A 20,995-nucleotide genomic window follows, 5' to 3' on the forward strand; every position below is an offset into this window, starting at 1 on the left:
ACCTGGTCGCGGTGGAGCCGGGTGTGGTGTTCGCCTACGACCGCAACACCTACACCAACTCGCTGTTGCGCAAGGCCGGCATCGAGGTCATCACCATCGTCGGTGCCGAACTGGGCCGGGGCCGGGGCGGCGGGCACTGCATGACCTGCCCGATCACCCGCGACGCCGTCGACTACTGAGCGGCCGGGGAGCGGGGATGACGACGACACCCGGTCCGTCGACGCCCGGGCCCGCCGGCCCGGTCGAGTGGATCGCGATCACCTTCGCCGGCGGCGCGCTCGACCCGGGGGTCGTGCCGCCACTGGCCGCGCTGGTCGACACCGGGACCGTGCGCGTGCTCGACGCCGCGGTCGTCCACAAGGCGCCCGACGGCACCGTCACCGGGGCCGAGCTCGACGAGGAGGGCCCCGACATCAGGGCGGGCTTCGAGGGCGTCGACGGCGAGATCCTGCAGGTGCTCAGCGACGGCGACCTGCGCGGGATCGCCGAGAGCCTGCGGCCGGACACCACGACGCTGGTGCTGGTCTGGGAGAACCGGTGGGCCGGGGCGTTCGCCGAGCAGGTCCGCCGGGCCGGCGGGACCGTACTGGCCCACGACCGGATCCCACCCGAGGACGTCGAGCGGGCACTGCGCGCGGCCGACCCGGAAGGGGTGCACGCATGAGGCGCCGATTCGGTCGTGGGCGCGGCGGCCCGGGCCTGCTGGCCACCGTGGCCCGCACCGCCGTCGTCGCCGGGACCGCCACCGCGGTCTCCGGGCGGGTCGCGAGCATGCAGGAGCGGCTCTCCGCACCCCCACCCGCACCCCCACCCGCGCCCGTGCCTCCGCCCCTGCCTCCGCCCACGCCGCCGGCTCCGCCCCGGGCCGCGGTGTCGGTCGACGACCTGCACGCCCAGTTGCTCAAGCTCGCCGAGCTCAAGCAGGCCGGACTGCTGACCGAGGGCGAGTTCGCCCAGCAGAAGTCCCGGCTGCTCGGCAGCTGAACCGGAAGGGACGCCCCCATGCTGTCGACGGTCCCGGCCGCACCCGCGGCCGACCTGGCCGGGCTCGGCGTCGCCTCGCTGCTGGCCGGCATGCTGCTCTGCTTCATCGGGGTCCGGTCGCTGAAGCTGGTCGGCGCGTGCGCCGGGTTCGGGCTCGGGTCGGGCCTGGCCGCCGCGCTCGGCGGCGGGGCGGTCGTCGCGGTCGTCGTGGGGATCGGGGCGGCGATCGGCGGGGTCCTGGCGGTGGCGCTGCTGCTCCGGACCGGCCTGTTCATCGTGGGCGCGCTGGCCGGTGGCGTCGTCGCCGCGGCCGGGTACCGCACCCTCCCGCGGGGCACGTCCTGGCATCCGGGCCTGGTCGTGCTGGTGGTCCTGGCCGTCGCCCTGCTCTGCGGGGCCGTGGTGCTGCACGTGCGGGGCCCGTTGCTGCGCGCGGTCAGCGCCCTCGCCGGGGCCGCGCTCGTCGTCCGCGGCGTCGTCGAGGCCGGACCGGCCTTCCTCGGGTTCCTCCGCAGCCCGGCGACCTGGGTGGAGAGCCTGGTCGCGCTCGCCGCGCTGCTGGCGCTCGCCTGGGCGGGGTTCACCACCCAGCGCGACCGGACCCACGCGCCCGGTCCGTGGCCCGCGGGCTGATCGCCCCGGTCGCCGCGGTCGGGCCGCCGCCGGAGGGGATCTGCGGCCCGCGGACCCGGATCGTCTGCTCCTGGGTCTACGACCTGACCGGGGGCGACGCCACCGCCGCCGCGGTCGCGGACTGGCTGCTCGGCCGCCCGATCGCGATCGGCGCCGTGCTGCTGGCGGGCTGGGCCCTGCGCTGGCTCATCCGCAGGCTCGTCGGCCGCGGGGTGAACCGCATCCTCGCCCAGGCCCCGGTCCTGCGCCGGGCCACCACGTCGGCAGCACAGGCGAGCGCGGACGGACACCTGCCGTGGGACGAGGCCCGCCGCTCCGAACGCGCCCGTGCGGTCGCCACCGCGGTGTCCAGCACGCTGAGCGCCCTGGTGTGGGTCGTGACCGTGATCGCGGCCGCGGGCATCCTCGGCCTGGACGTCGGACCGATCCTGGCCAGCGCGGGCCTGGCCGGGGTGGCGATCGCGTTCGGCGCCCAGAGCCTGATCCGCGACCTGCTGGCCGGGGTCTTCATCCTGCTGGAGGACCACTTCGCGATCGGCGACGAGGTCGACCTCGGCGACGGGGTCGGCGTCGTCGAGCGGATGACCCTGCGCGAGACCGTCCTGCGCGACCTCGACGGCACCGTGTGGCACGTCCGCAACGGCGAGATCAACCGGGTCGGCAACCACTCGCAGGTCTGGTCGGCCGCGATGCTGGACATCACCGTCGCCCACGGCACCGACCTGGCCGCGGCCCGCGCCCTGCTGACCGCGGTCGCCACCGAGGTCGCCGCGACGGCACCGTTCGACCAGGAGGTGCTCGAACCGCCGGAGGTGCTCGGCGTCGAGGCGCTGAGCGCCGACGGTGTCACGCTGCGACTGCTCGTCAAGACCCTCGCCGGCCGCCAGTTCGGGCTCCAGCGGGCGCTGCTGGAGGGCATCGCCGACTCGTTCCGGTCCCACGGCGTCGACCTAGGCGCCCGGGAGCTCGCGGTCCGGGTGCGGCGGACCGCCCCGGTGCCCCCCGCGGACTAGTGCCCCCCGCCGGTCAGCGGCCGAGCCCCTCCAGCACCTCGACCACCAGCCGGGTCCCGCCGCTGGCCAGGATCGTCACCGCGATCGCGGTGAGCAGGATCCCGGCGACCTTGTCCAGGAACGACGCCGTCGACGCCGACACGCGCTGGTGCACGAACGCCGAGGCGTAGAGGGTGATCGCGGTGACGGCGGCGTAGAGCAGGCCCGCGACCGACAGGCCCACGACGTCCAGGGTCGTGTCCGCCTCGGCCCGGAACGCGACGAAGAACGCGAACGTGGTGCCGCCGACGGTCAACGGGAACGTGATCGGCACGAACATGTACTCGCGCCACAGGCCCGTCTCGGCCGGCGCGATGCTGGCCGCGCCGGGGGCGTCGACGGGCTTCTTCGGCAGGTCCTCCGGGTCCACCGTCGGGTGCTCGGCGGTCCCGCGCATGAGCGCCACGCCCTCGTAGAGCAGCGCGATCCCGCCGGTGGTGGTGAGCGCCGCGGTGCTGACGCCCAGCAGCTCCAGGAGCGGCTCGCCGAGCCAGAGTGCGACCATGGCGAAGATCGCCACGTTGACGAACAGCCCGATCGCCAGCCGCCGCTGGTCGCTGCGGCCGAGGCGGCCGACGATCGGGAAGTACGAGGGGAGCGCGGCGATCGGGCTGTAGAGCGCGAACAGCGCCAGGAACAGCAGCAGCGGTTGCTCGAACAGGTCCATCGCGGCCTCCGTCGTCCGTCGGATCGGGTTGCCGAGCAACTGACGCCGTCACCGGCGGGCAGGCAGGCACAAGGGTCCGCGCGGTCGGCGCGGGCAGCCTCGTCCGCCGCGGATGAGATGGCCGCGATCCGTCGGCTCCGCCGGCGGTCACACCGGCCGGGAGGCGAACAGGTCGAGCCCGAGGGTGCGGGACAGGAACTCCGCGACCACCCGGCCGCGCACGCTGTTGCCCGCGCCGTCCAGGGGCGGGGCGAACGTCCCGAGTGCCCCCTTGCCCGGGGCGACCGTGACCATCCCGCCGCCGATGCCGCTCTTGCCGGGCAGGCCGATGTCGTGCAGCCACTCGCCGGAGACCTCGTAGAGCCCGGCCGTGGTCATCGCCGCGAGTGCCGCCCGGCACGCCGCCGGCGGCACCACGAGCTCACCGGTGCGCGGCTGCACGCCGCCGTCGGCGAGGGTGGCGCCCATCAGGGCGATGTCGGTGGCGGTCACCGCGAGGCAGCTCTGGCGGGTGTAGAGCTCCACCGCCTCCTCCGGGTCGCACTCCAGGACGCCGATCTCGTGCAGCAGCCGACCGAGCGCCCGGTTGTGGTGGTTGCTCGCGGTGGCCGAGCGGTGCACGGCCTCGTCGAGCACGAGGTCGCGCCCGGCGAAGGCCGACAACCCCTCCTGCAGCGCGCACCAGCGGGACTCGAACGTCGCCCCGGGGATCAGGCCGGTGGCCACGATCGCGCCGGGGTTCACCATCGGGTTGGTCCGGCCCCCCGGTCCGCGCCGCACGGCCGCCGCCGAGTCGAACGCCAGGCCCGTCGCGTTGACGCCGATCCGCTCCACCGCCGTCGCGGTACCGACCGCGCGGCAGGCGAGCGCGAACACGAACGGCTTGGCCACGCTCATGATCGTGAACGGCAGGCGGGCGTCACCGGCGGTGTAGACCTGCCCGTCGACCGAGGACACGGCCACGCCGAGCAGGTCGGGGTGCGCCCGCGCCAGCGCCGGGTACACCGTCGACACGGTGCCGCCACCGACGCCGCGGGCCAGCCGGCAGGACTCGGCCACCATCGCGCGCACCGACGGCGGTGGGGGCAGCGAGCCGGTCGAGACGAAGACCGGGGCTCTCGCGGACTCGGGGATCACCGGCCCGTTGTAGTGCCCAACCCGGCCCGCGCGGATCCCCCGCGCGGCCCGAGGTCGCGGCGCCGGCGCCGGGTCCAGCACCCGCCCGGGCCCCGCTCGTCCCCGCGCGGACCGGTCGGCACCGTGGCCCGCCGGGCCCGGCCCACCCGCACCGGGAACGCATCTCACCTCCCCTGGACGAGGCCCGGTCGCGGCGCCCCGACCAGCATCGGGGACCGGCGCCGACCGGGGTGCCCGGAGCGAGGAGCGAGCATGGGGACGCTGACCGTGTGGCGGTTCGACTCGGAGGAGGGCGCCGACAAGGCCGTCGCGACGCTCGAGGACCTGGCCAGCAAGCAGCTGATCACGGTCTACGACGCGGCCACGGTGTCCTGGCCGAAGGGGGCGAAGAAGCCCCGGACGCGCCAGCTGAACGACCTGGCGGCCTCGGGCGCGCTCGGCGGGGCCTTCTGGGGCCTGCTGTTCGGGCTGCTGTTCTTCGTGCCGCTGCTCGGCGTCGCGATCGGGGCGGCGGCGGGGGCGCTCACCGGCGCCCTCAGCGACGTCGGCATCGACGACGACTTCATCAAACGGACCCGTGACGAGGTCACCCCGGGCACGTCGGCGCTGTTCGTGCTGACCTCCGGCGCGGTGCTGGACAAGGTCAGCGCGGCGTTCGAGGGCCAGGCCCCGCACCTGATGTTCACCAACCTGTCCACCGAGCAGGAGAAGACGCTGCGCGAGGCGTTCGCGGAGTAGACCGGCCGGCTACCGCGACGGGCTCGGTGGGACCGCTGATCCGAGGCGGTGCCCCGGGGACCGGGCCCGCTCGGCGGTCCCGCGCCACGTCGAGCACGGTCAGGGCGAGGTTGGCGGCCAGCGTCGCGCCGGCCAGGGCGGTCATGGCGGCCGGGAAGCCGTCGGTGACCAGCGCGCCGAGCCCCGACCCGACCAGGGCCGCCGCGAGCACGGGCAGGCCCGCGCGGCGGGGACGGCCGCGACGGGCGGCGGCCAGGTGGACGCCGACCCCGGCGGCGACCCCCATGGCCGGGACGGCGATCGACGGGCTGCCGAGGAAGGTCGCCGGCCACAGGCTCGCCGTGACCAGCAGGGCCGCCGCCCACGTCCCGAGGCCCAGCACCACCGGGGCGACGATCCGCATCGCCACCGACGTCCGCGGGCCGAACCCGCCCCGCCGCACCCGGCGGGCCATCCACCCGATCAGCGCGACGGCCAGCACCGCCGCCCCGATGAGGACCCCGACCAGCACCCGGGCCAGCGCGGGCAGGCTCAGCGCCCCCGGGTCGAAGCCCACCTGGCGGGGGCGGTAGCCGGAGTCGTCGACGACGCCGGTGTCGAAGAAGGTGGTGAGCAGCGCGCGGCCGGCCCCGGGCTGCTCCCGCCAGAAGTCGCCGACGTGCCCGAACCCGGCCAGCACGACCTGCTCGCCGTTCGGCAGGGTCGGCAGCAGCTCAGCGGCGGCGTGGCCCGGCGGCGTCGAGAAGTCCAGCTCGCCGCCGACCAGCAGGGTCCGCACCGGGCTCGGCCGCGGCTCGCGGTACGCGACGGCATCGGGGGGCACCGGCCACACGTCGGTCAGCAGGCCGCCGGCCAGCAGGAAGTCGGCGGCGGCACCGCCGAGGATCGTGCCGGGGTCGCCGCCCGCGGCGTAGTAGGCGTCGACGACGGCGGCGTCGATCAGACCCGTCGCCGCCGCCTCCCCCCACACGAAGGACCCGGGGAAGACCAGCTCGGCCATCAGCGAGACCGCCCACAGGCCGCTCGGGTCGCCCTCGGCGGCGGTCAACCAGGCGTCCAGGACGGCGGGGGCGTTCAGCGGGGCCGCCGACGAGGTGGTGTCGAACAGACCCCACAACGTCGCCGCGCGCACAGCCCCGTCCTTGACCGGCAGCGCCCCCCAGCGGTCCGGGACCTCGCCCGCGGTGGCGCGCAGGGTGGCGGCGAGGTCGTCGGTGCGGGACGCGCAGCCGGCGTCCTGCCGGCAGAGCTCGGCGTAGCGGGCGATCTGGGCGTCGGTGACCGTCGGGTCCCACAGGAAGTGACCGGGCGGGTTCACCCCGATCATCGCCGAGCGGTGCAGCGCTTCCGGCCGCCGCCACGAGTAGATCATCGCCGTGCGGGTGCCCGCGCTCTGGCTGAGCAGGTCGATCCGCGGGTAGCCGAGAGCGCGGCGGGCGTCCTCCAGGTCGTCGACGCGCTGGGTCAGCGTGTAGCCGGCCAGGTCGACGCCCGCACCGGTCAACCGGCGCGCGCACGCGGCGAACGCCTCGGCCGCGCGGCGCGCCGCCTCCTCCCCCACCAGGTCGGCCGCGCCGCGCAACGCCGACACCACCTCCGCGCAGTCCAGGACGCTGGAGCCGTCGATCCCGCGGTACCCGACGAGCACGATGTCGTGGTGCTCGGCCAGCCGACTGGCCATCGGGAACACCATGTTGGTCCGGCCGGGGCCGCCGGCGAGCCGGAAGATCGGCTCCGCCACGTCGGCGCCGGTCGCCCGGACCCGCACGACCGGCAACGCGATCAGGCGGCTACCGGGGTCGTCCCGGTTCTCCGGGACGACCAGATCCCCGCAGTCGGCGGCGAGGTCGCCGGCCTCCGTGGCGTACGTGCAGGCGCGCAGATCGAGCTCGCCCGCCCGGGCCCCCGCGGGCACGGCGATCCGGGTGTCGTGCGGCAGGGCCAGACCGACGAGGCCGGCCGTCGCGAGCCCGATCGCGACCAGAGCCACCGTCCTGGACCGGCCGACGACACCCACCACGACACCCCACTCCGCGCACGACCAGGACGCAGCCGAGTGTCGTGAGGACGCGCAGTGCGTTCACTGGTGCACGCCCGTGGACGGGGGTGGGGCGGGCCCTACCGCCGGGCGGTCGGCGTGGCTCGGCGTCCCTGCACGAGGGCGCCTCGGTCCCCCTCGCGGGCGGTGTGGCAGACCGCTTCGGCGTTGTTCCCGTCCGGGTCGCGGACGAAGCCGCCGTAGTAGTGCTCGTGGTACTCCGGCCGGAAACCCCGAAGTCCATGAGCGATTGCCTCCTGAGCCGGGGAGGTGCGGCTCAGCGGACGGTGCGGTTGCCGTGCTCCAGGGACAGCCGGGCCTTCACGCCCAGCAGCGTCTCGACGATGAAGTCCTCGCGGGCACCGTCCAGGCGGCTCTTGGGCACCGAGATGCTCAGCCCGTCGATCGCGGGACGGGCGAAGGGCAGCGCCACGCCGAAGCAGCGCACGCCCACGCAGGACTCGTCGCTCTCCGCGGCGTAGCCGAGCCGGGCCGCCTCGTCGATGATCGCCAGCACCGCGTCCCGGTCGGTCACGGTGTGGGCGGTGAGCGCCTCGATGGTGTCGGGGACGAGGCCGGCGCGGACGGTCGCCGGCTGCTCGGCCAGGACCGCGCGGCCCAGGGCGGTCGAGTACGCCGGCAGCTGCCGGCCGACCGGGGAGTGCATGCGCAGGGGGTGCACGGACTCGCGCTTGGCGGTGTAGACGACGTGCGCCCCGTTGAGCCGGCCCAGGTTCACCGTCTCCTCGGTGACGGCGGCGAGCTCGTCCATCACCGACGCGGCGCGGGACAGGAAGGGGTCGCCGGCCAGGTACGCCGAGCTGGCCACCAGCGAGCGGATCCCCAGCTGGTACACGCTGCCGGTCGGGTCGGTCTGCAGCCAGCCGCGGTCGGTCATCGTCCGCAGCAGGGCGTGCAGGCTGCTCTTGGGGATGCCCAGCCGGGTCGACAGCTGCAGCTGGGTGCCCGGACCGTTCGCCGCGATCTCGTCGAGCAGGTCCAGGGCGCGGGCGGCCGACTTGACCGCACCCCCGGGGGTGCCGTTCGTCGTCACCTGCAGCTGCATCGCGGGCACCTCCGGTCGTGCGTGCGCCTCGTCCGCGCCTCACTACGGGAATCGTAGCCTCCCGCTCGTTCACATCCATGAACTAGGTTCAAGCTCTTGACCGACTTCCGAGGCATCCATACAGTCCTCGATTCACAGGAGTGATCTCAGTTCACATATGAGGAGACCGCGTGATCCAGGTCCGGTACTCGGCAGCACCGTCGAGCGTGGAGACAGCCCGCACCTCCGAGTTGCGGGAGAACTTCCTCGTCGACGACCTGTTCCGGGACGGCGAGGTCCGCGGCGTCTACACCCACGACGACCGGATGGTCGTCGGCGGCGCGGTCCCGGGGGACGCACAGCTCCCCCTGCCGGCCTGGACCGAGGTCCTGGGCGTGGCCTCGCACCTGGAGCGCCGCGAGCTCGGCGTCCTCAACGTCGGCGAGCCCGGGCACGTCCTGGTCGACGGCGAGAAGTTCGAGCTCGGCCACCTCGACGGGCTCTACGTCGGGCGCGGCCGCGAGGTCGGCTTCGCCGGTCCGCGCGCCGCCTTCTACTTCGTCACCGCCGCCGCCACCAGCACCCACCCCACGACGAAGCTGGACCACGGCGAGGTCGAGCCGGTGCCCGTGGGGTCGGCGCGGGGCGCCAGCGAGCGCCACCTGTTCCGCTACGCCTGGGGCGCGGACCTGCGGACGTCGGGGCTGCAGTTCGGCGTGACCGTCGTGGCCGACGGCTCGGTGTGGAACACCATGCCGGCGCACCTGCACGACCGGCGCACCGAGGTGTACCTCTACGTCGACCTGGCCGCCGACGACCGGGTCTTCCACCTCCTCGGCCGCCCCGGCGCCACCCGGCACCTGGTCGTGGCCGACCGGCAGGCGGTCATCTCCCCGCCCTGGTCCATCCACTCCGGCGCGGGCACGGGCCCCTACGCGTTCGTCTGGGCGATGGCCGGTGAGAACAACGACTACACCGACCTCTCCCCCGTCGCGCTGACGGACCTGTGAGCACCGGCGTGGGGACCCCCGCGGCCGAGCCGCGCTCGCCGTTCGACCTGCACGGCCGGTGCGCCGTGGTGACCGGGGCCGGGCGCGGTCTCGGCCGGGCCGTCGCGCTCGGCCTGGCGCGGGCCGGCGCCGACCTGGTGCTGGTCGGTCGGCCCGACAACCGGGCCTGCACCGAGGAGGCGGCCCGCGACCTCGGGCGCGACGTCGAGGTGGTCGACCTCGACGTCGCCGACATCGACGCCGTCGAAGCGGTCGGCGAACGGCTGGCCACCGGCCGCCGGGTCGACGTCCTGGTGAACAACGCCGGCGTCATCGACCGGGAGGACGCCGCCGCCGTCGGCCCCGATGCGTGGGCCCGGGTGCTGGACACCAACCTCACCGGGCTGTTCTTCCTGACCCAGCGGATCGGCCGCCCCATGCTCGAACGCGGCCACGGCAAGATCGTCAACATCGCCAGCCTGCTGTCGTTCCAGGGCGGGCTGCGGGTGGCGTCCTACGCCGCCAGCAAGCACGGCGTCGCCGGCGTCACCAGGGCCCTGGCCAACGAGTGGGGGCCGCACGGCGTGCAGGTCAACGCCATCGCCCCCGGCTACATGGCCACCGACAACACCACGGCGCTGCGGGAGGACCCGGACCGCTCGCGGGCCATCCTCGAGCGCATCCCCGCCGGCCGCTGGGGCACCGCCGACGACGTCGCCGGTGCGGCCGTGTTCCTCAGCTCGCCCGCCGCCGACTACGTCAACGGCCACGTCCTGGTCGTGGACGGCGGCTGGATGGCCCGCTGACCCGCCCGACCCGACCCCGGGGCCCGCGGCCCCACCTGACGTCCCGACCCACCCGACCTCCCGGCGCCCAGAAACCGAGGATCGACGATGACCTTGACCTTCCGCCCCGCCGCCGTGCTGCTCAGCCTCTGCCTGACCGCGTTGGCGGTCACCGCCTGCGGCGGCGGACCCGAAGCCGGCGCCGGCGGCTCCGCCGACACCGGCACCTGCGACCCGGCCGACATCACGCTGGTCGGGCAGGTCCGCAACGAGTCCAACCCGTACGAGGCGTCGTGGCTGGACGGCGGGGACACCTTCGCGGCCTCGGTCGGCCTGCAGCAGCAGCGGCTGACCTACGACGGGGAGTCCACCAAGCAGCAGGAGCAGATCCGCCAGCTCCTGGCGAGCGGGCGCACCGAGTGCATGGTCCTCAACGTCCTGCCCAACGGCGACTCCGACACCACCCCGATCGTCCGGGCCGCCGACGCCGCCGGGGCCTACCTGGTGACCCAGTGGAACAAGCCGGCCCAGCTCCAGCCGCGCGACTACGACCGCTGGATCAGCCACATCACCTACGACGGCGTCGAGTCCGGCGAGCAGATCGCCGGGTCGCTGTTCGAGGCGATGGGCGGATCGGGTGGCGTCATCGCCCTGCAGGGCGTCCTGGACACCGCGGCCGCGAAGGACCGCTTCGCCGGGCTGGAGAAGGCGCTGGCCGCCAACCCGGGGATCACCCTGCTCGACCAGCAGTCCGCGAACTTCTCCCGCGCCGAGGCGCTTACCGTCACCGAGACCCTGCTCACCAAGCACGGGGACCAGGTCACGGGCATCTGGGCGGCCAACGACGACATGGCGCTGGGCGCCCTGCAGGCGCTGGAGCAGGCGGGCCGCGCCGGCCAGGTCGCCGTGGTCGGCATCGACGCCGTCCCGGACGCCCTCACCGCCATCGGCGAGTCGCGGATGACCGCGACGGTCTCCAGCGACGGCCCCTGGCAGGGCGGCATCGGGCTGGCCATCGGCTACTGCGTCGCCACCGGCGAGCTCGACATGGCCGACGTCGCCGCCGAGCAGCGCGCGTTCTACGCCGAGCAGTTCCTCATCACGAAGGACAACGTCAGCGAGTTCCAGGACCCCGGGACCGACCCCGCCGACTTCGAGTGCGCCAACGTCTTCAACCGCACCGCGGGGCCGCTGGCGTGACCGTCGCGCCACCGGTCGACACCCGACCGGCCCGCGCACGGCGACGCCGCGGCGTGTCGGTCGGCGCCGCCGGCCCGCTGATCACCCTGGTCGTCGTGGTGGTGGTCTTCGCCGCGCTCGCCCCGCAGTTCCGCACCCCGGGCAACATCGCCAACATCCTCGACGCCGCGGCCGTGCTGGCCGTCGTCACCTGCGGGACCACGTTCGTGCTGCTGCTCGGCTCGATCGACCTGTCCGCGGCCGGGGTGATGGCCGCGTCGTCGCTGACGGTGGCGCTGCTGGTGGAGAACACCCGCAACGGCGCGGACCACGGCCTCCTCGGGATCGTCGTCGCCGTGCTGCTGGGCGCGGCGCTGGGCGGCCTGAGCGGCCTGCTGCTGGTCCTGCTGCGGGTGCCGTCGTTCATGACCACGCTCGGGGTGTCGGCGGTCGGCCTCGGGATCGCGACGCTGCTGTTCGCGGGCGTCCAACCCGGGGTGGTCGACGCCGGCCTGCGGGGCTGGGCGACCGGCCGCTTCCTCGGGTTCACCCACCTCACCTGGATCGCCGCGGCCTGCGTCCTGGTCGGCTGGGTGGTGCAGCGCCACACCCGGCTCGGGCGCTACGCCATGGCGATCGGGGGCGGGGAGGAGGTGCTCGCGCTGTCCGGGGTCCGGGTGGCGCCGTACAAGGTCGCGGTGTTCACCATGGCCGGCGCGTTCTACGGCCTCGGCGCGGTCATGGTCACCAGCCAGCTCGGCTCGGGGGTCGTGCAGGCCGGGGCCGACTACAGCTTCTCCGCGATCACCGCGGCCGTGGTCGGCGGCACCCTGCTGGTGGGCGGGCGGGGCGGGGTCCTGCACTCCACCGTGGGGGTGCTCCTGCTCACCGTCCTGGCCAACGGGTTGGTGCTGGTCGGGGTCAGCCCGTACGTGCAGGGCGGGGTGCAGGGCCTGATCGTCGTCGTCGCCGTGGCGGCCGCAGCCGCGCCGCTGCGCCATCGGAACCAGGTGGTCAAATGAGTGCGCACCCCCGAGCCGCGGTGCGGCCCGCTCCCCCGGTGCTGGAGGTCCGCGGCCTGGTCAAGGCCTACCCCGGGGTCCGGGCGCTGGACGGGGTCGACCTGCAGGTGCGCCGCAACGAGGTGCTCGGCCTGGCCGGGGAGAACGGCGCGGGCAAGTCGACGCTGCTCAAGGCGCTCGTCGGGCTGGTCCGCCCGGACGCCGGGGAGATCCGCGTGCGCGGGGAGCGCGTCCGGCTGCGCAGCGTCCAGGACGCCGCCGACCACGGCATCGGCATGGTGTTCCAGGAGCAGTCGCTGGTCGGGAACCTCACCGCCGCGGAGAACATCGTCCTGGGCAGCGAGGGCCCCGGCGTGCGCCACGGGTTCTACCGCTGGGCCACCATGCGCCGCCTCGCCCAGGAGCAGCTCGACAAGATCGGGTCCACCATCGACCCGCTGGCCCGCACCGACTCGCTCACCTTCGCCGAGCGGCAGATGGTCGAGATCGCCAAGGTGCTGCGCATCGAGCAGCGCACCCACGACACCCCCGTCGTGATCCTCGACGAGCCCACGTCCGTGCTCGAACCGGGCGAGATCGAGACCCTGTTCGAGCAGGTGCGCCGGCTGCGGGAGTTCGCATCGGTCGTCTTCGTCTCCCACCGCCTCGACGAGGTGCTCGACGTCTGCGACCGCGTCTACGTGCTGCGCGGGGGGCGCGCCGTCGGCGAGATCCGCCCGGCCGAGGCCGAGCCGGGCCGGCTGCACCGGATGATGATCGGGTCGACGGCCGCGGAGGACCACTACCACGGCGGCGCCGCGACCCCCGTCCCACCGACGCGGGAGCCGCTGCTGACCGTCCGCGGCCTGACCGGCACCACGTTCCGCGACGTGGACCTCGACGTCCGCGCCGGGGAGATCGTGGCCGTGGTCGGCGTCCACGGCTCGGGCCGCGAGGAGCTGTGCCGCGCCCTCTTCGGGGCGGTGGCGACGTCCGCGGGAGAGGTGCTGCTCGACGGCCGGAAGCTGGCCCTGACCGGTCCGCGCGCGGCGTGCGCCGCCGGGGTGGGGTACGTGCCGGCCGAGCGCAAGATCGAGGGCATGGTCGGGCCGATGTCCGTGGCCGACAACATGACACTGGCCAAGCAGGGGGTGCGCTGCGCCGGACCCGTAGTCGTGCCGCGGCGCCAGGCCGCGGTCGTCGACCGCTGGATCAGCCGGCTCTCCATCCGCACGCCCGGGCGCCGCACCGCCATCGGGCGCCTCTCCGGGGGCAACCAGCAGAAGGTCGTGCTGGCCCGCTGGCTGGTGGGCGGCGACGTCCGGCTGCTCCTGCTGGACCACCCCACCCGTGGCCTGGACGTCGGGGCGCGCTCGGAGGTGTACCGGCTCATGCGCGAGCTGGCCGGCAACGGCGTGGCCACGCTGCTGCTGGCCGACAGCCTGGAGGAGGCCATCGGCATGGCCGACCGGGTGGTCGTGATGAGCGACGGCCGGGTCACGACCGAGGTGCCCTGCCCCGCGGGCGGCAAGCCGAGCCCCCTGGACCTGGTCAAGGAGATGGTGTGAGCACCCCCGCCGCCGGCACCGCGGAGCCCTCGGGATCCGCCGCGGTCGCGGCCGGCCCCACCGCGACCGAGCGGCTCACCTCGCTGATGCCCGTCCTCGCCCTGGCGGTCCTGGTCGTCGCCCTGGCCGCGGTCGACCCCGACTTCCTGCGCCGATCGAGCCTGATGGCGGTGGTCGACGCGGCCGCGCCGCTGGCCGTCCTCGCCGCCGGGGCGACCCTCGTCGTCCTCTGCGGCGGCATCGACCTGTCCATCGCCGCGCTGGCCTCGCTGTCCTCCGTGCTGCTCGCGCTCTGGCTGCCCGGCCTCGACGCGCTGGCCTGGCCGGCCGTGGTCGCCGCGGCCGCCGTCGCGGGCGCGCTGCAGGGGGCCGCGCACGTGTTCCTCCGCATCCCGTCGTTCATCGTCACGCTGGGCGGGATGAGCATCTTCTCCTCCATCGCGCTGGTGGTCTCCGGCGCCGCGACGGTGCCCGTCGACGACGACACCTCGATCCGGTGGGGCTTCACCCGGGTCCTGGGCAGCGTGCCCTCGGCCGCCGTCGTCGCGGTCGCGGTGGTGGCCGCGCTGGCCCTGCTGGTCACGCTCACCCCCCTGGACAGCGCGATCAAGGCCACCGGCTACTCCGAGGCCGCGGCGAGGCTGGCCGGCGTCCCCGTCGACCTGGTCAAGGTCGGCGCGTTCGCCGTGTCCGGTGCCTGCGCCGGGCTGGCCGCCGTGCTGCTGGTGGCGCGCACGTTCAGCGGGGGGCCCACGCTGGCCGACTCCCTGCTGCTGCCCGCCGTCGCCGCGATCGTCGTCGGCGGCACCGCGATCACCGGCGGGCACGGCGGCGTGTGGCGGACGCTGGTCGGCGCCCTCGTCGTCACGCTGCTGCGGGTGGGGTTGTCCACCGTCGGCGTCTCCGCCGCGTACGAGTCGATCCTCTACGGCGCGATCATCGTCGTCGCGGTCGCGCTCACCCTCGACCGGTCGAAGGTGCTGGTCGTCAAGTGAGACAGCCGCTGCCCCACCGAGGAAGGCCCGCATGACCACCGTCGCCACCGGCCGCTCCGCGCTCCTGCCCGCGGTCCGCTCGTTCCTGTCCTCCCCCAAGCGGCTGCTCATCGACGGTGCCTGGGTGGACGCCGCGGACGGCCGGACCTTCGCCACCACCGACCCCTCCACCGAGGACGTGCTCGCCCGGGTCGCCCACGCGTCCGCCGTGGACGTCGATCGCGCGGTCGCGGCGGCGCGCACCGCGTTCGAAGCGCCCTCGCCGTGGTCGCGGATGACGCCGCGCGACCGGTCCCACCTGCTGTGGCGCATCGGCGACCTGGTCGAGGCCCACGCCGAGGAGCTCGCCCAGCTGGAGGCCCTCGACAACGGCAAGCGGGTCTGGGCGGCCCGGGACGGCGACGTCGCCACGGCCGCGGAGCTGTTCCGCTACGCCGCCGGCTGGGCCACCCGGATGGAGGGCACGACGATCCCGGTGTCGGTGCCCGGGCGGTCGTTCCACGCCTACACGCGCCGGGAGCCCATCGGCGTCGTCGCGGGCATCGTGCCGTGGAACTTCCCGCTGCTCATGGCCTGCTTCAAGGTCGTCCCGGCCATCGCGGCGGGCAACACCGTGGTCCTGAAGCCGGCCGAGCAGACCCCGCTGACCGCCCTGCGGTTGGGCGAGTTGCTGATCGGGGCCGGGGTCCCCGCCGGGGTCGTCAACGTGGTGACCGGCCACGGCGACACCGGCGCCGCGCTGGTCGCGCACCCCGGGGTGGACAAGGTGGCCTTCACCGGCAGCACCGAGGTCGGCAAGAAGATCGCCGCCGCGGCCGCCGGAAACCTCAAGAAGGTGTCGCTCGAACTCGGCGGCAAGGCACCCAACATCGTCTTCGCCGACGCCGACCTCGACTCCGCCGTGGCCGGCGCCGTCCTCGGCGGCTACTTCAACGAGGGGCAGTGCTGCGTCAACGCCTCGCGCCTCTACGTCCAGCGGGCCGTCTTCGACGAGGTCGTCGAGGGTGTGGCGGCCGCCGCGGAGGCCATCAGGGTCGGCGACGGCTTCGACCCGGGCTCGGACATGGGCCCGCTCGTCTCGGCGGAGCAGCACGAGAAGGTGCTGTCCTGTGTCCGCGGCGCGGTCGCGGAGGGCGCCGTCCTCAGCGCGGGCAGCACGCGGGCCGCCCGCGACCGCGGCTACTTCGTGACCCCGACCCTGCTCACGTCGGTGACCGGGGGGATGGCGGTGCAGACCGACGAGATCTTCGGGCCGGTGGTGACCGCGGTGCCCTTCGACACCGAGGACGAGGTCGTCGCCGCGGCCAACGACACGGTCTACGGCCTGGCCGCGGGCGTCTGGTCGGGCGACCTCGGCACGGCCCACCGGGTCGGGTCGCGGCTGCGGGCCGGCACGGTCTGGCTCAACACCTGGCACGCCGACGACGTCACGCTGCCGCGGGGCGGGTTCAAGCAGTCCGGGTGGGGCCGCGAGCTCGGAGCGTCCGGACTCGACGACTACACCGAGCTCAAGACGGTCGTCGCCGAGCTGCGCTGACCCCCACCGATCCCGTTCCACCACCCGAGAAGGAGACCCCCGTGCCCAACATCACCGTAGAACTGCTCCGCGGCCGGACCCTGGACCAGCGCCGGGCCTTCGTGCAGGCCGTGACCGACAGCGCGGTCGAACTGCTCGGCGCCCGACGCCAGGACGTCCGCATCGTCTTCACCGAGATCACCCCGGACGTCGTGGCCAACGGTGGCGTGCTCGCCAGCGAGGACGACAGCCGCGCCGGAGTGGTCGCCGCCCTCGCCGACGAGGCCTGACCCGGCGCCCGACGACCGCGACCGTTCAGCCCAGCACTCCGACCAGCCACATGGCCGTGACCAGGGCCATCCCGATCACCAGAGCGGTCTGGTCGCTCTCGCCGGGCCAGGCCGTCCTCACCCGCCGACAGCGACCCGGGTGCCGAGCGGGAGCCACCGGAAGCCACCGGCGATGTCCGCCGGTGCCCGGGCGAGGTCGCGCTCGATGGCGGCGCGGTTCTGCCGGAAGTGCTGCCATCCCTCGTAGTGGACGGGTACCGCGGTGCGGGGACGGAGCAGTCCGCAGAGTTCGACGGCGTCGGCGCCGGTCATCGTGTAGCGAAGCGGTCCGGTCAGCGGGAACCGCACCCCGCCCAGGTGCAGGATCGCGACGTCGACCTCCACCAGGTCGGCGACCTTCCGCACCCCGTCGTACAGCACGGTGTCACCGGAGATCCACAGGGCACCGTGGCGCTGGCCGTCCCAGCGCAGCGCGAACCCGACGACGTCGCCGACGACCGGGTGGCTCAGTGGTGGGCCGTGCCGGCAGGGGGTGGCCGTGACCTCGATCGTCGGACGGCCGGGCGCCTCCAGCGTGGTGGTGGCCCACGGGACCAGGCCGCGTGCGCCGCCGCCGAGCCTGCCGGCCCCGGATGCGGTGGTGATGACGACGGGGGCGGACGGGAGCAGGGCGCGCCCGGCCGTGTCGAGGTTGTCGCCGTGATGGTCGTGGGTGAGCAGCACCGCGTCGATCGGGGGGAGGTCGGCGACGGCGACGGCGGGGCCGGTGGTCTTGCGCGACGAGGTCCCCCAGCCGAAGTCGTAGCGCCGGCCGGGGGCGTCGAAGGTCGGGTCGGTGAGCAGCCGCCAGCCGTCGACCTCGATGAGCACGGTCGGCCCGCCGACGTGCGTCAGGCTGATCATCCTCTGGCGTTGCGCAGGGCCCAGGCGAGGACGTAGTCGGCGATGTCCTCCCAGCCGGGGGCGGCCGGCAGCAGGTGGGGCTTGCCGCTGAACTCGACGACCTCGGTGAGGGTCTTGTCGGACTTGTAGTGCTTCGCGTTGGACCACTGCACCTTCGGCGGCATGATGTTGTCCTCGGTGCCGGCGACGAACAGCAGCGGGGCGCGGCTGTCGTTGTGGTAGTCGACCCAGGTGCCCTGGTGTCCGGGGGTCAGGTTGGCCAGCGCGCTCTCGAAGAGGATCATCCCCGAGACCGGGACGGCGTAGCGGTCGTAGAGGGCGTGGGCCTCGGCCTCGGGCAGGGTGTTGGTGAACGCGTAGTTCCACTGCTCGAACGAGTAGCCGACCGCCTTGTGCCGGTTCGCGGGGTTCTTCAGCACCGGGAAGGTCGACTTGATCTGGGTCAGCGGCACCACCGGGACGCCCTCGGTGGGCGCGGAGTTCAACGCGACCCCGGCGGCCCCGAAGCCGTGGTCGAGCAGGATCTGGGTGAACACCCCGCCCGCGGAGTGTCCGATCAGGATGGGTGGTGCGTCGAGGCCACCCACGACCGACTCGAGGTGCTCGACGATCGCCGGGACCGTCACCGCCTGGACCGGGGAGGGGTCGGCGTTGAGGGCCTCCACCTCCACCTCGAAGCCCGGGTAGGCGGGTGCGATGACCCGGAAGCCGCGCTGCTCGTAGTGCGCGATCCAGGTCTCCCAGCTGCGCGGGGTCACCCAGAACCCGTGGATGAGGACGATCGTGTCGGGCGCGGTGCTCATGGCTGGTTCTCCTCGGCAGGTTCCCGGCGTTGCGATCGCAAGCAAACATCCTCCGCACCCGGAGGAATGGGCTGCGCGCGCAGGATTCTGGGACGGCAGTGCAGAACCGTTGACCTTCTCGGCTGATCGACCAGCCCACCGGACGCCGCTAGGCTCGACAGCACTGGCATCGGAGGGTCAGCGTGGCGCTATTGCTCGACACGGACACGATACCCGCCGATCGCCGCGCCGATGCGCTGCGGGCCGCGATGACCTCGACGGTGGTTCCGTCGCAGGTCGACATCGAGGCCCAGGGCGAGGTCCGGGCCCGGATCCACGGCTGGCAGCTGGGTACGAGCGCCCGCCTCGCGCACGTCGCGTCCTCGGGGCACCGGGTGGTGCGCAGGCCGCGGCACCTGCGGGGTGGAGGCGAGGAGAAGGTCTCGCTGGCCATCCAGCTCACCGGGCGCGGCAGCCTGATCCACCGCGACCTGCCCCCGGCGCGCACGGGCGATCTGCAGCTGGTGGACCTGACCTCGCCGTTCGAGTTCACCGCATGGCCCGCCAGCGCCACGCAGGTCGTCTACATCGACGTCGCGCAGCTCGGGCTCCCCGTCGACGTCATCCGCACCGCGGCTCCCCGACTGCGCAACAGCCCGCTCCACGAGCTGACCCGCGCGCATCTCGGTCACCTGCGGCAGGTCGCTGACGCCGTCGAGACCGGCCCCAGCGCCGCCATGCTCGGCGTCGCGACCGTGGAGCTGGTCCGGGCCCTGATCGCGTCGGCCGCCGAGTCGCGGCACCAGCGCCAGACCGCGGCCGAGTCGTTGACGGCCCGGATCACCGCTTACATGCACCTCCACCTGGGCGAGGTCGACCTCGACCCGGCGCGCATCGCCGCGGAGCACAACATCTCCGTGCGCTATCTGCACCTGCTCTTCGCCGAGCGGAACCTCAGCGTCCGGCGATGGCTGATGCGGGAGCGGCTGGAGGGCGCGCGCCGCACCCTGACGACAGCGGTCGACCGGCGCACGTCGATCGCCGGCGTCGCGCGCCAGTGGGGCTTCGCCGATCCCGGCCACTTCGCGAAGCGCTTCCGCGCCGCCTACGGCATGAGCCCGCGGGAGTGGCAGCAGCTCGCCGCGGCGACGGACGGGCGTCGCTGACGGGCGCTCCGCCGCGTGTCGTGGCGGGCGGGAAGATCGGTCAGCGTGGAGCCGGAGCGGGCGGGCACCTGCCCCTCAGGGGCGCAGCGCGCGCAGGGCGATGGGCCGAAGCCGTCGTCGTGGGGCGTCGGACCGGCGCGGCTGTCCAGGCAGGGCGATCACCCCCGAGGGCGTGCACGGCCGCAGCCCGGGCCGCCCCAGTGCCAGCCCTCCGGCGCCGGCCTCGGTGAGTGATCCGCGATCACGGCCGATGGCGGAAGCTGATGCGCATCAGCCGACTGTCGGCCCAGTCTTCGAGCCGAGTCGGCCGGATGGTGCCGGGGTCGTGGGGCTGATTGAGATCCGCGACGATCTCCGCCAGCACGGCCTGGCGTTCAGCTGGGTCGGTGACTGGTGTGGCCCGTGCAGGCAGATCCGCACGGATCCCGTTCTTGAGGTGGAAGGTGAAGTCGGGATCGGCGAGAAGGTTCGCATGCCAGTCGGTCGCGGCACCGCCGGCGCCGCTGCACAGGTAGGTGCTGCTCGCAGCTCGGTAGAAGAAGATCTCGATGCGGCGTGCTCGGCCGGTGCGGCGCCCCAGCGTCGTGATGTCGATGATCCGTTCTCTGGTGCCCGCGGCGGGGGTGATCTCGATGGCTCGTCGGATGTGACCGGGCAGGTGGGACAAATCCCCTGCTGAGTCGTTCAACCCGGTCGTGTCTGCAGTGCTCATGCGGTCCCGACCTGGAGGGCGGGGCCGAGGAGGAGCCCACCGTCGATGACGTACTCCGACCCCGTGATGAACGACGCGTCCGATGACGTGAGGAACATGAGGAGACGGGTGACGTCGGTCGGCTCCCCGAGCCGGGGGATGGCGAACGGCTCGGGTGAGTAGAAGTCGGCGATCGCCGCGACGGCGCCGGCTGCTGGTTCGTGGATGAACGAGGTCGCGATCACGCCGGGGTGGATGGTGTTCACCCGGATGTGGTCGCGGCCGAGCTCGAGTGCTGCCGTTCGGGTGAGGCCTCGCACGCCCCATTTGCTGGCGACGTACGGCGCGTAGTGAGCCGTGCCGCCCAGGCCCATGGTCGAGGCGATGTTGACGATGGCTCCCCCTGCTGCGCGGCGCAGAGCCGGGGCTGCGACCTTGATGCCGAAGAAGGTCCCGGTGAGGTTGACGGCGAGGATGCGCGACCACGTGGCCTGCTCCGTCTTTTCGATCGTTGCAGGCGGGTTCTGCACGCCCGCGTTGTTGACGAGCACATTGAGGGCGCCGAAGGCGCTCTCGGCGGCCAGCACAGCAGCGGACCACGAGCTCTCGTCGGTGACGTCGAGGCGGGCGAAGCGAGCGCGGGTCCCGAGCTCGTCGGCGAGAGCGACGCCGCGTTCCGCGTCGGTGCCGCCGATCACCACGTTCGCTCCCTCGGCGTGGAAGGCGCGCACGTGGCTCGAGCCCTGGCCGCCGGTCCCACCGGTCACGAGCACGGTCTGGTTGTCGAAGCGGGGCATCAGTCGTTCCTTCGGTACGTGCGCGGATGACCGGGTCAT

23 protein-coding genes are annotated in these 20,995 nt (G+C 74.0%); 15 read left to right on the top strand and 8 right to left on the bottom strand.

The features are described from left to right. The 5 genes from KIK08_RS13215 to KIK08_RS41720 all read left to right on the top strand — a co-directional run. Positions 1–179 (top strand): arginine deiminase family protein (locus KIK08_RS13215; RefSeq protein WP_250556656.1); only part of this gene is annotated, 179 nt, incomplete at its 5' end. A 17-nt stretch (positions 180–196) separates the two neighbouring features. Then, positions 197–664, top strand: coding sequence for a DUF6325 family protein (locus KIK08_RS13220; protein ID WP_214403411.1), 468 nt, complete (start codon positions 197–199; stop codon positions 662–664). Beyond that, complete coding sequence (locus KIK08_RS13225) at positions 661–984, top strand: SHOCT domain-containing protein (protein WP_214403412.1); 324 nt, start codon at positions 661–663, stop codon at positions 982–984. Before KIK08_RS13220 ends, KIK08_RS13225 begins: the two co-directional genes overlap by 4 nt. A gap of 18 nt (positions 985–1,002) precedes the next feature. After that, a complete protein-coding gene (locus KIK08_RS13230; RefSeq protein ID WP_214403413.1) occupies positions 1,003–1,617 on the top strand; it encodes a hypothetical protein in 615 nt (204 codons plus the stop codon). After that, positions 1,602–2,630, top strand: a complete 1,029-nt coding sequence (locus tag KIK08_RS41720; protein WP_214403414.1) for a mechanosensitive ion channel family protein — start codon at positions 1,602–1,604, stop codon at positions 2,628–2,630. The genes KIK08_RS13230 and KIK08_RS41720 overlap by 16 nt, the downstream gene beginning before the upstream one ends. Positions 2,631–2,643: 13 nt before the next feature. On the opposite strand, the gene KIK08_RS13240 is transcribed toward KIK08_RS41720, so the two are convergent. Both KIK08_RS13240 and glsA read right to left on the bottom strand, forming a co-directional pair. Beyond that, entirely contained in the window at positions 2,644–3,336 is a 693-nt protein-coding gene (locus KIK08_RS13240; protein WP_214403415.1) for a MarC family protein, read from the bottom strand. Positions 3,337–3,483: 147 nt separating this feature from the next. Further along, positions 3,484–4,473: a glutaminase A gene (gene glsA / locus KIK08_RS13245; RefSeq protein WP_214403416.1), complete on the bottom strand. Its 990-nt coding sequence runs from the start codon at positions 4,471–4,473 to the stop codon at positions 3,484–3,486. A 252-nt stretch (positions 4,474–4,725) separates the two neighbouring features. Between glsA and KIK08_RS13250 the strand changes: the two genes are divergently transcribed. Continuing rightward, a complete protein-coding gene (locus KIK08_RS13250; RefSeq protein WP_214403417.1) occupies positions 4,726–5,211 on the top strand; it encodes a DUF1269 domain-containing protein in 486 nt (161 codons plus the stop codon). Here KIK08_RS13250 and KIK08_RS13255 read toward each other — a convergent pair. Together KIK08_RS13255 and KIK08_RS13260 are read right to left on the bottom strand one after the other, a co-directional pair. After that, positions 5,156–7,201, bottom strand: a complete 2,046-nt coding sequence (locus KIK08_RS13255; RefSeq protein WP_214403418.1) for an alpha/beta hydrolase — start codon at positions 7,199–7,201, stop codon at positions 5,156–5,158. The genes KIK08_RS13250 and KIK08_RS13255 overlap by 56 nt on opposite strands. Before the next feature lie 325 nt (positions 7,202–7,526). Continuing rightward, a complete protein-coding gene (locus KIK08_RS13260) occupies positions 7,527–8,315 on the bottom strand; it encodes an IclR family transcriptional regulator (RefSeq protein WP_214403419.1) in 789 nt (262 codons plus the stop codon). 170 nt (positions 8,316–8,485) lie between these two features. Between KIK08_RS13260 and kduI the strand changes: the two genes are divergently transcribed. The 8 genes from kduI to KIK08_RS13300 all read left to right on the top strand — a co-directional run bounded on the left by kduI (position 8,486) and on the right by KIK08_RS13300 (position 16,617). Continuing rightward, the gene (kduI, locus tag KIK08_RS13265) at positions 8,486–9,304 is read left to right on the top strand and encodes a 5-dehydro-4-deoxy-D-glucuronate isomerase (RefSeq protein ID WP_214403420.1); all 819 of its coding nucleotides are present in this window, start codon (positions 8,486–8,488) and stop codon (positions 9,302–9,304) included. An 8-nt stretch (positions 9,305–9,312) separates the two neighbouring features. Beyond that, positions 9,313–10,089 (top strand): SDR family oxidoreductase, encoded by a 777-nt coding sequence (locus tag KIK08_RS13270; RefSeq protein WP_214403421.1) that lies wholly within the window; start codon positions 9,313–9,315, stop codon positions 10,087–10,089. 87 nt (positions 10,090–10,176) lie between these two features. Then, the gene (locus tag KIK08_RS13275) at positions 10,177–11,268 is read left to right on the top strand and encodes a sugar ABC transporter substrate-binding protein (protein ID WP_214403422.1); all 1,092 of its coding nucleotides are present in this window, start codon (positions 10,177–10,179) and stop codon (positions 11,266–11,268) included. Between the two features lie 53 nt (positions 11,269–11,321). After that, complete coding sequence (locus tag KIK08_RS13280; protein WP_214403423.1) at positions 11,322–12,269, top strand: ABC transporter permease; 948 nt, start codon at positions 11,322–11,324, stop codon at positions 12,267–12,269. Beyond that, positions 12,266–13,816 carry a sugar ABC transporter ATP-binding protein gene (locus KIK08_RS13285; RefSeq protein WP_214403424.1) on the top strand — a complete coding sequence of 517 codons (1,551 nt, stop codon included), beginning with the start codon at positions 12,266–12,268 and terminating at the stop codon, positions 13,814–13,816. The genes KIK08_RS13280 and KIK08_RS13285 overlap by 4 nt, the downstream gene beginning before the upstream one ends. After that, entirely contained in the window at positions 13,813–14,811 is a 999-nt protein-coding gene (locus tag KIK08_RS13290; RefSeq protein WP_214403425.1) for an ABC transporter permease, read from the top strand. Before KIK08_RS13285 ends, KIK08_RS13290 begins: the two co-directional genes overlap by 4 nt. A 31-nt stretch (positions 14,812–14,842) precedes the next feature. Further along, positions 14,843–16,348: an aldehyde dehydrogenase family protein gene (locus tag KIK08_RS13295; protein WP_214403426.1), complete on the top strand. Its 1,506-nt coding sequence runs from the start codon at positions 14,843–14,845 to the stop codon at positions 16,346–16,348. Between the two features lie 41 nt (positions 16,349–16,389). Next, a complete protein-coding gene (locus tag KIK08_RS13300) occupies positions 16,390–16,617 on the top strand; it encodes a tautomerase family protein (protein ID WP_214403427.1) in 228 nt (75 codons plus the stop codon). Positions 16,618–16,734: 117 nt separating this feature from the next. Here KIK08_RS13300 and KIK08_RS13305 read toward each other — a convergent pair whose 3' ends face one another. Next, on the bottom strand, positions 16,735–17,520 hold the full coding sequence (locus tag KIK08_RS13305; RefSeq protein ID WP_214403428.1) for an MBL fold metallo-hydrolase: 786 nt from the start codon (positions 17,518–17,520) through the stop codon (positions 16,735–16,737). Beyond that, positions 17,517–18,323: an alpha/beta hydrolase gene (locus tag KIK08_RS13310; protein ID WP_214403429.1), complete on the bottom strand. Its 807-nt coding sequence runs from the start codon at positions 18,321–18,323 to the stop codon at positions 17,517–17,519. Before KIK08_RS13310 ends, KIK08_RS13305 begins: the two co-directional genes overlap by 4 nt. Positions 18,324–18,514: 191 nt before the next feature. On the opposite strand from KIK08_RS13310, the gene KIK08_RS13315 reads away from it, so the two are divergent. Then, complete coding sequence (locus tag KIK08_RS13315) at positions 18,515–19,468, top strand: helix-turn-helix domain-containing protein (RefSeq protein ID WP_214403430.1); 954 nt, start codon at positions 18,515–18,517, stop codon at positions 19,466–19,468. A 241-nt stretch (positions 19,469–19,709) separates the two neighbouring features. Here the strand turns inward: KIK08_RS13315 and KIK08_RS13320 are convergent, their stop codons facing one another. Then, on the bottom strand, positions 19,710–20,180 hold the full coding sequence (locus tag KIK08_RS13320; protein ID WP_250556925.1) for a nitroreductase/quinone reductase family protein: 471 nt from the start codon (positions 20,178–20,180) through the stop codon (positions 19,710–19,712). Continuing rightward, positions 20,177–20,956 (bottom strand): SDR family oxidoreductase, encoded by a 780-nt coding sequence (locus KIK08_RS13325; RefSeq protein WP_214403431.1) that lies wholly within the window; start codon positions 20,954–20,956, stop codon positions 20,177–20,179. Before KIK08_RS13325 ends, KIK08_RS13320 begins: the two co-directional genes overlap by 4 nt. Between the last annotated feature and the right edge of the window lie 39 nt (positions 20,957–20,995).

The sequence above is a fragment of the Pseudonocardia lacus genome (genome assembly GCF_018531445.1).
In the GTDB taxonomy this organism is placed as follows: domain Bacteria; phylum Actinomycetota; class Actinomycetes; order Mycobacteriales; family Pseudonocardiaceae; genus Pseudonocardia; species Pseudonocardia lacus.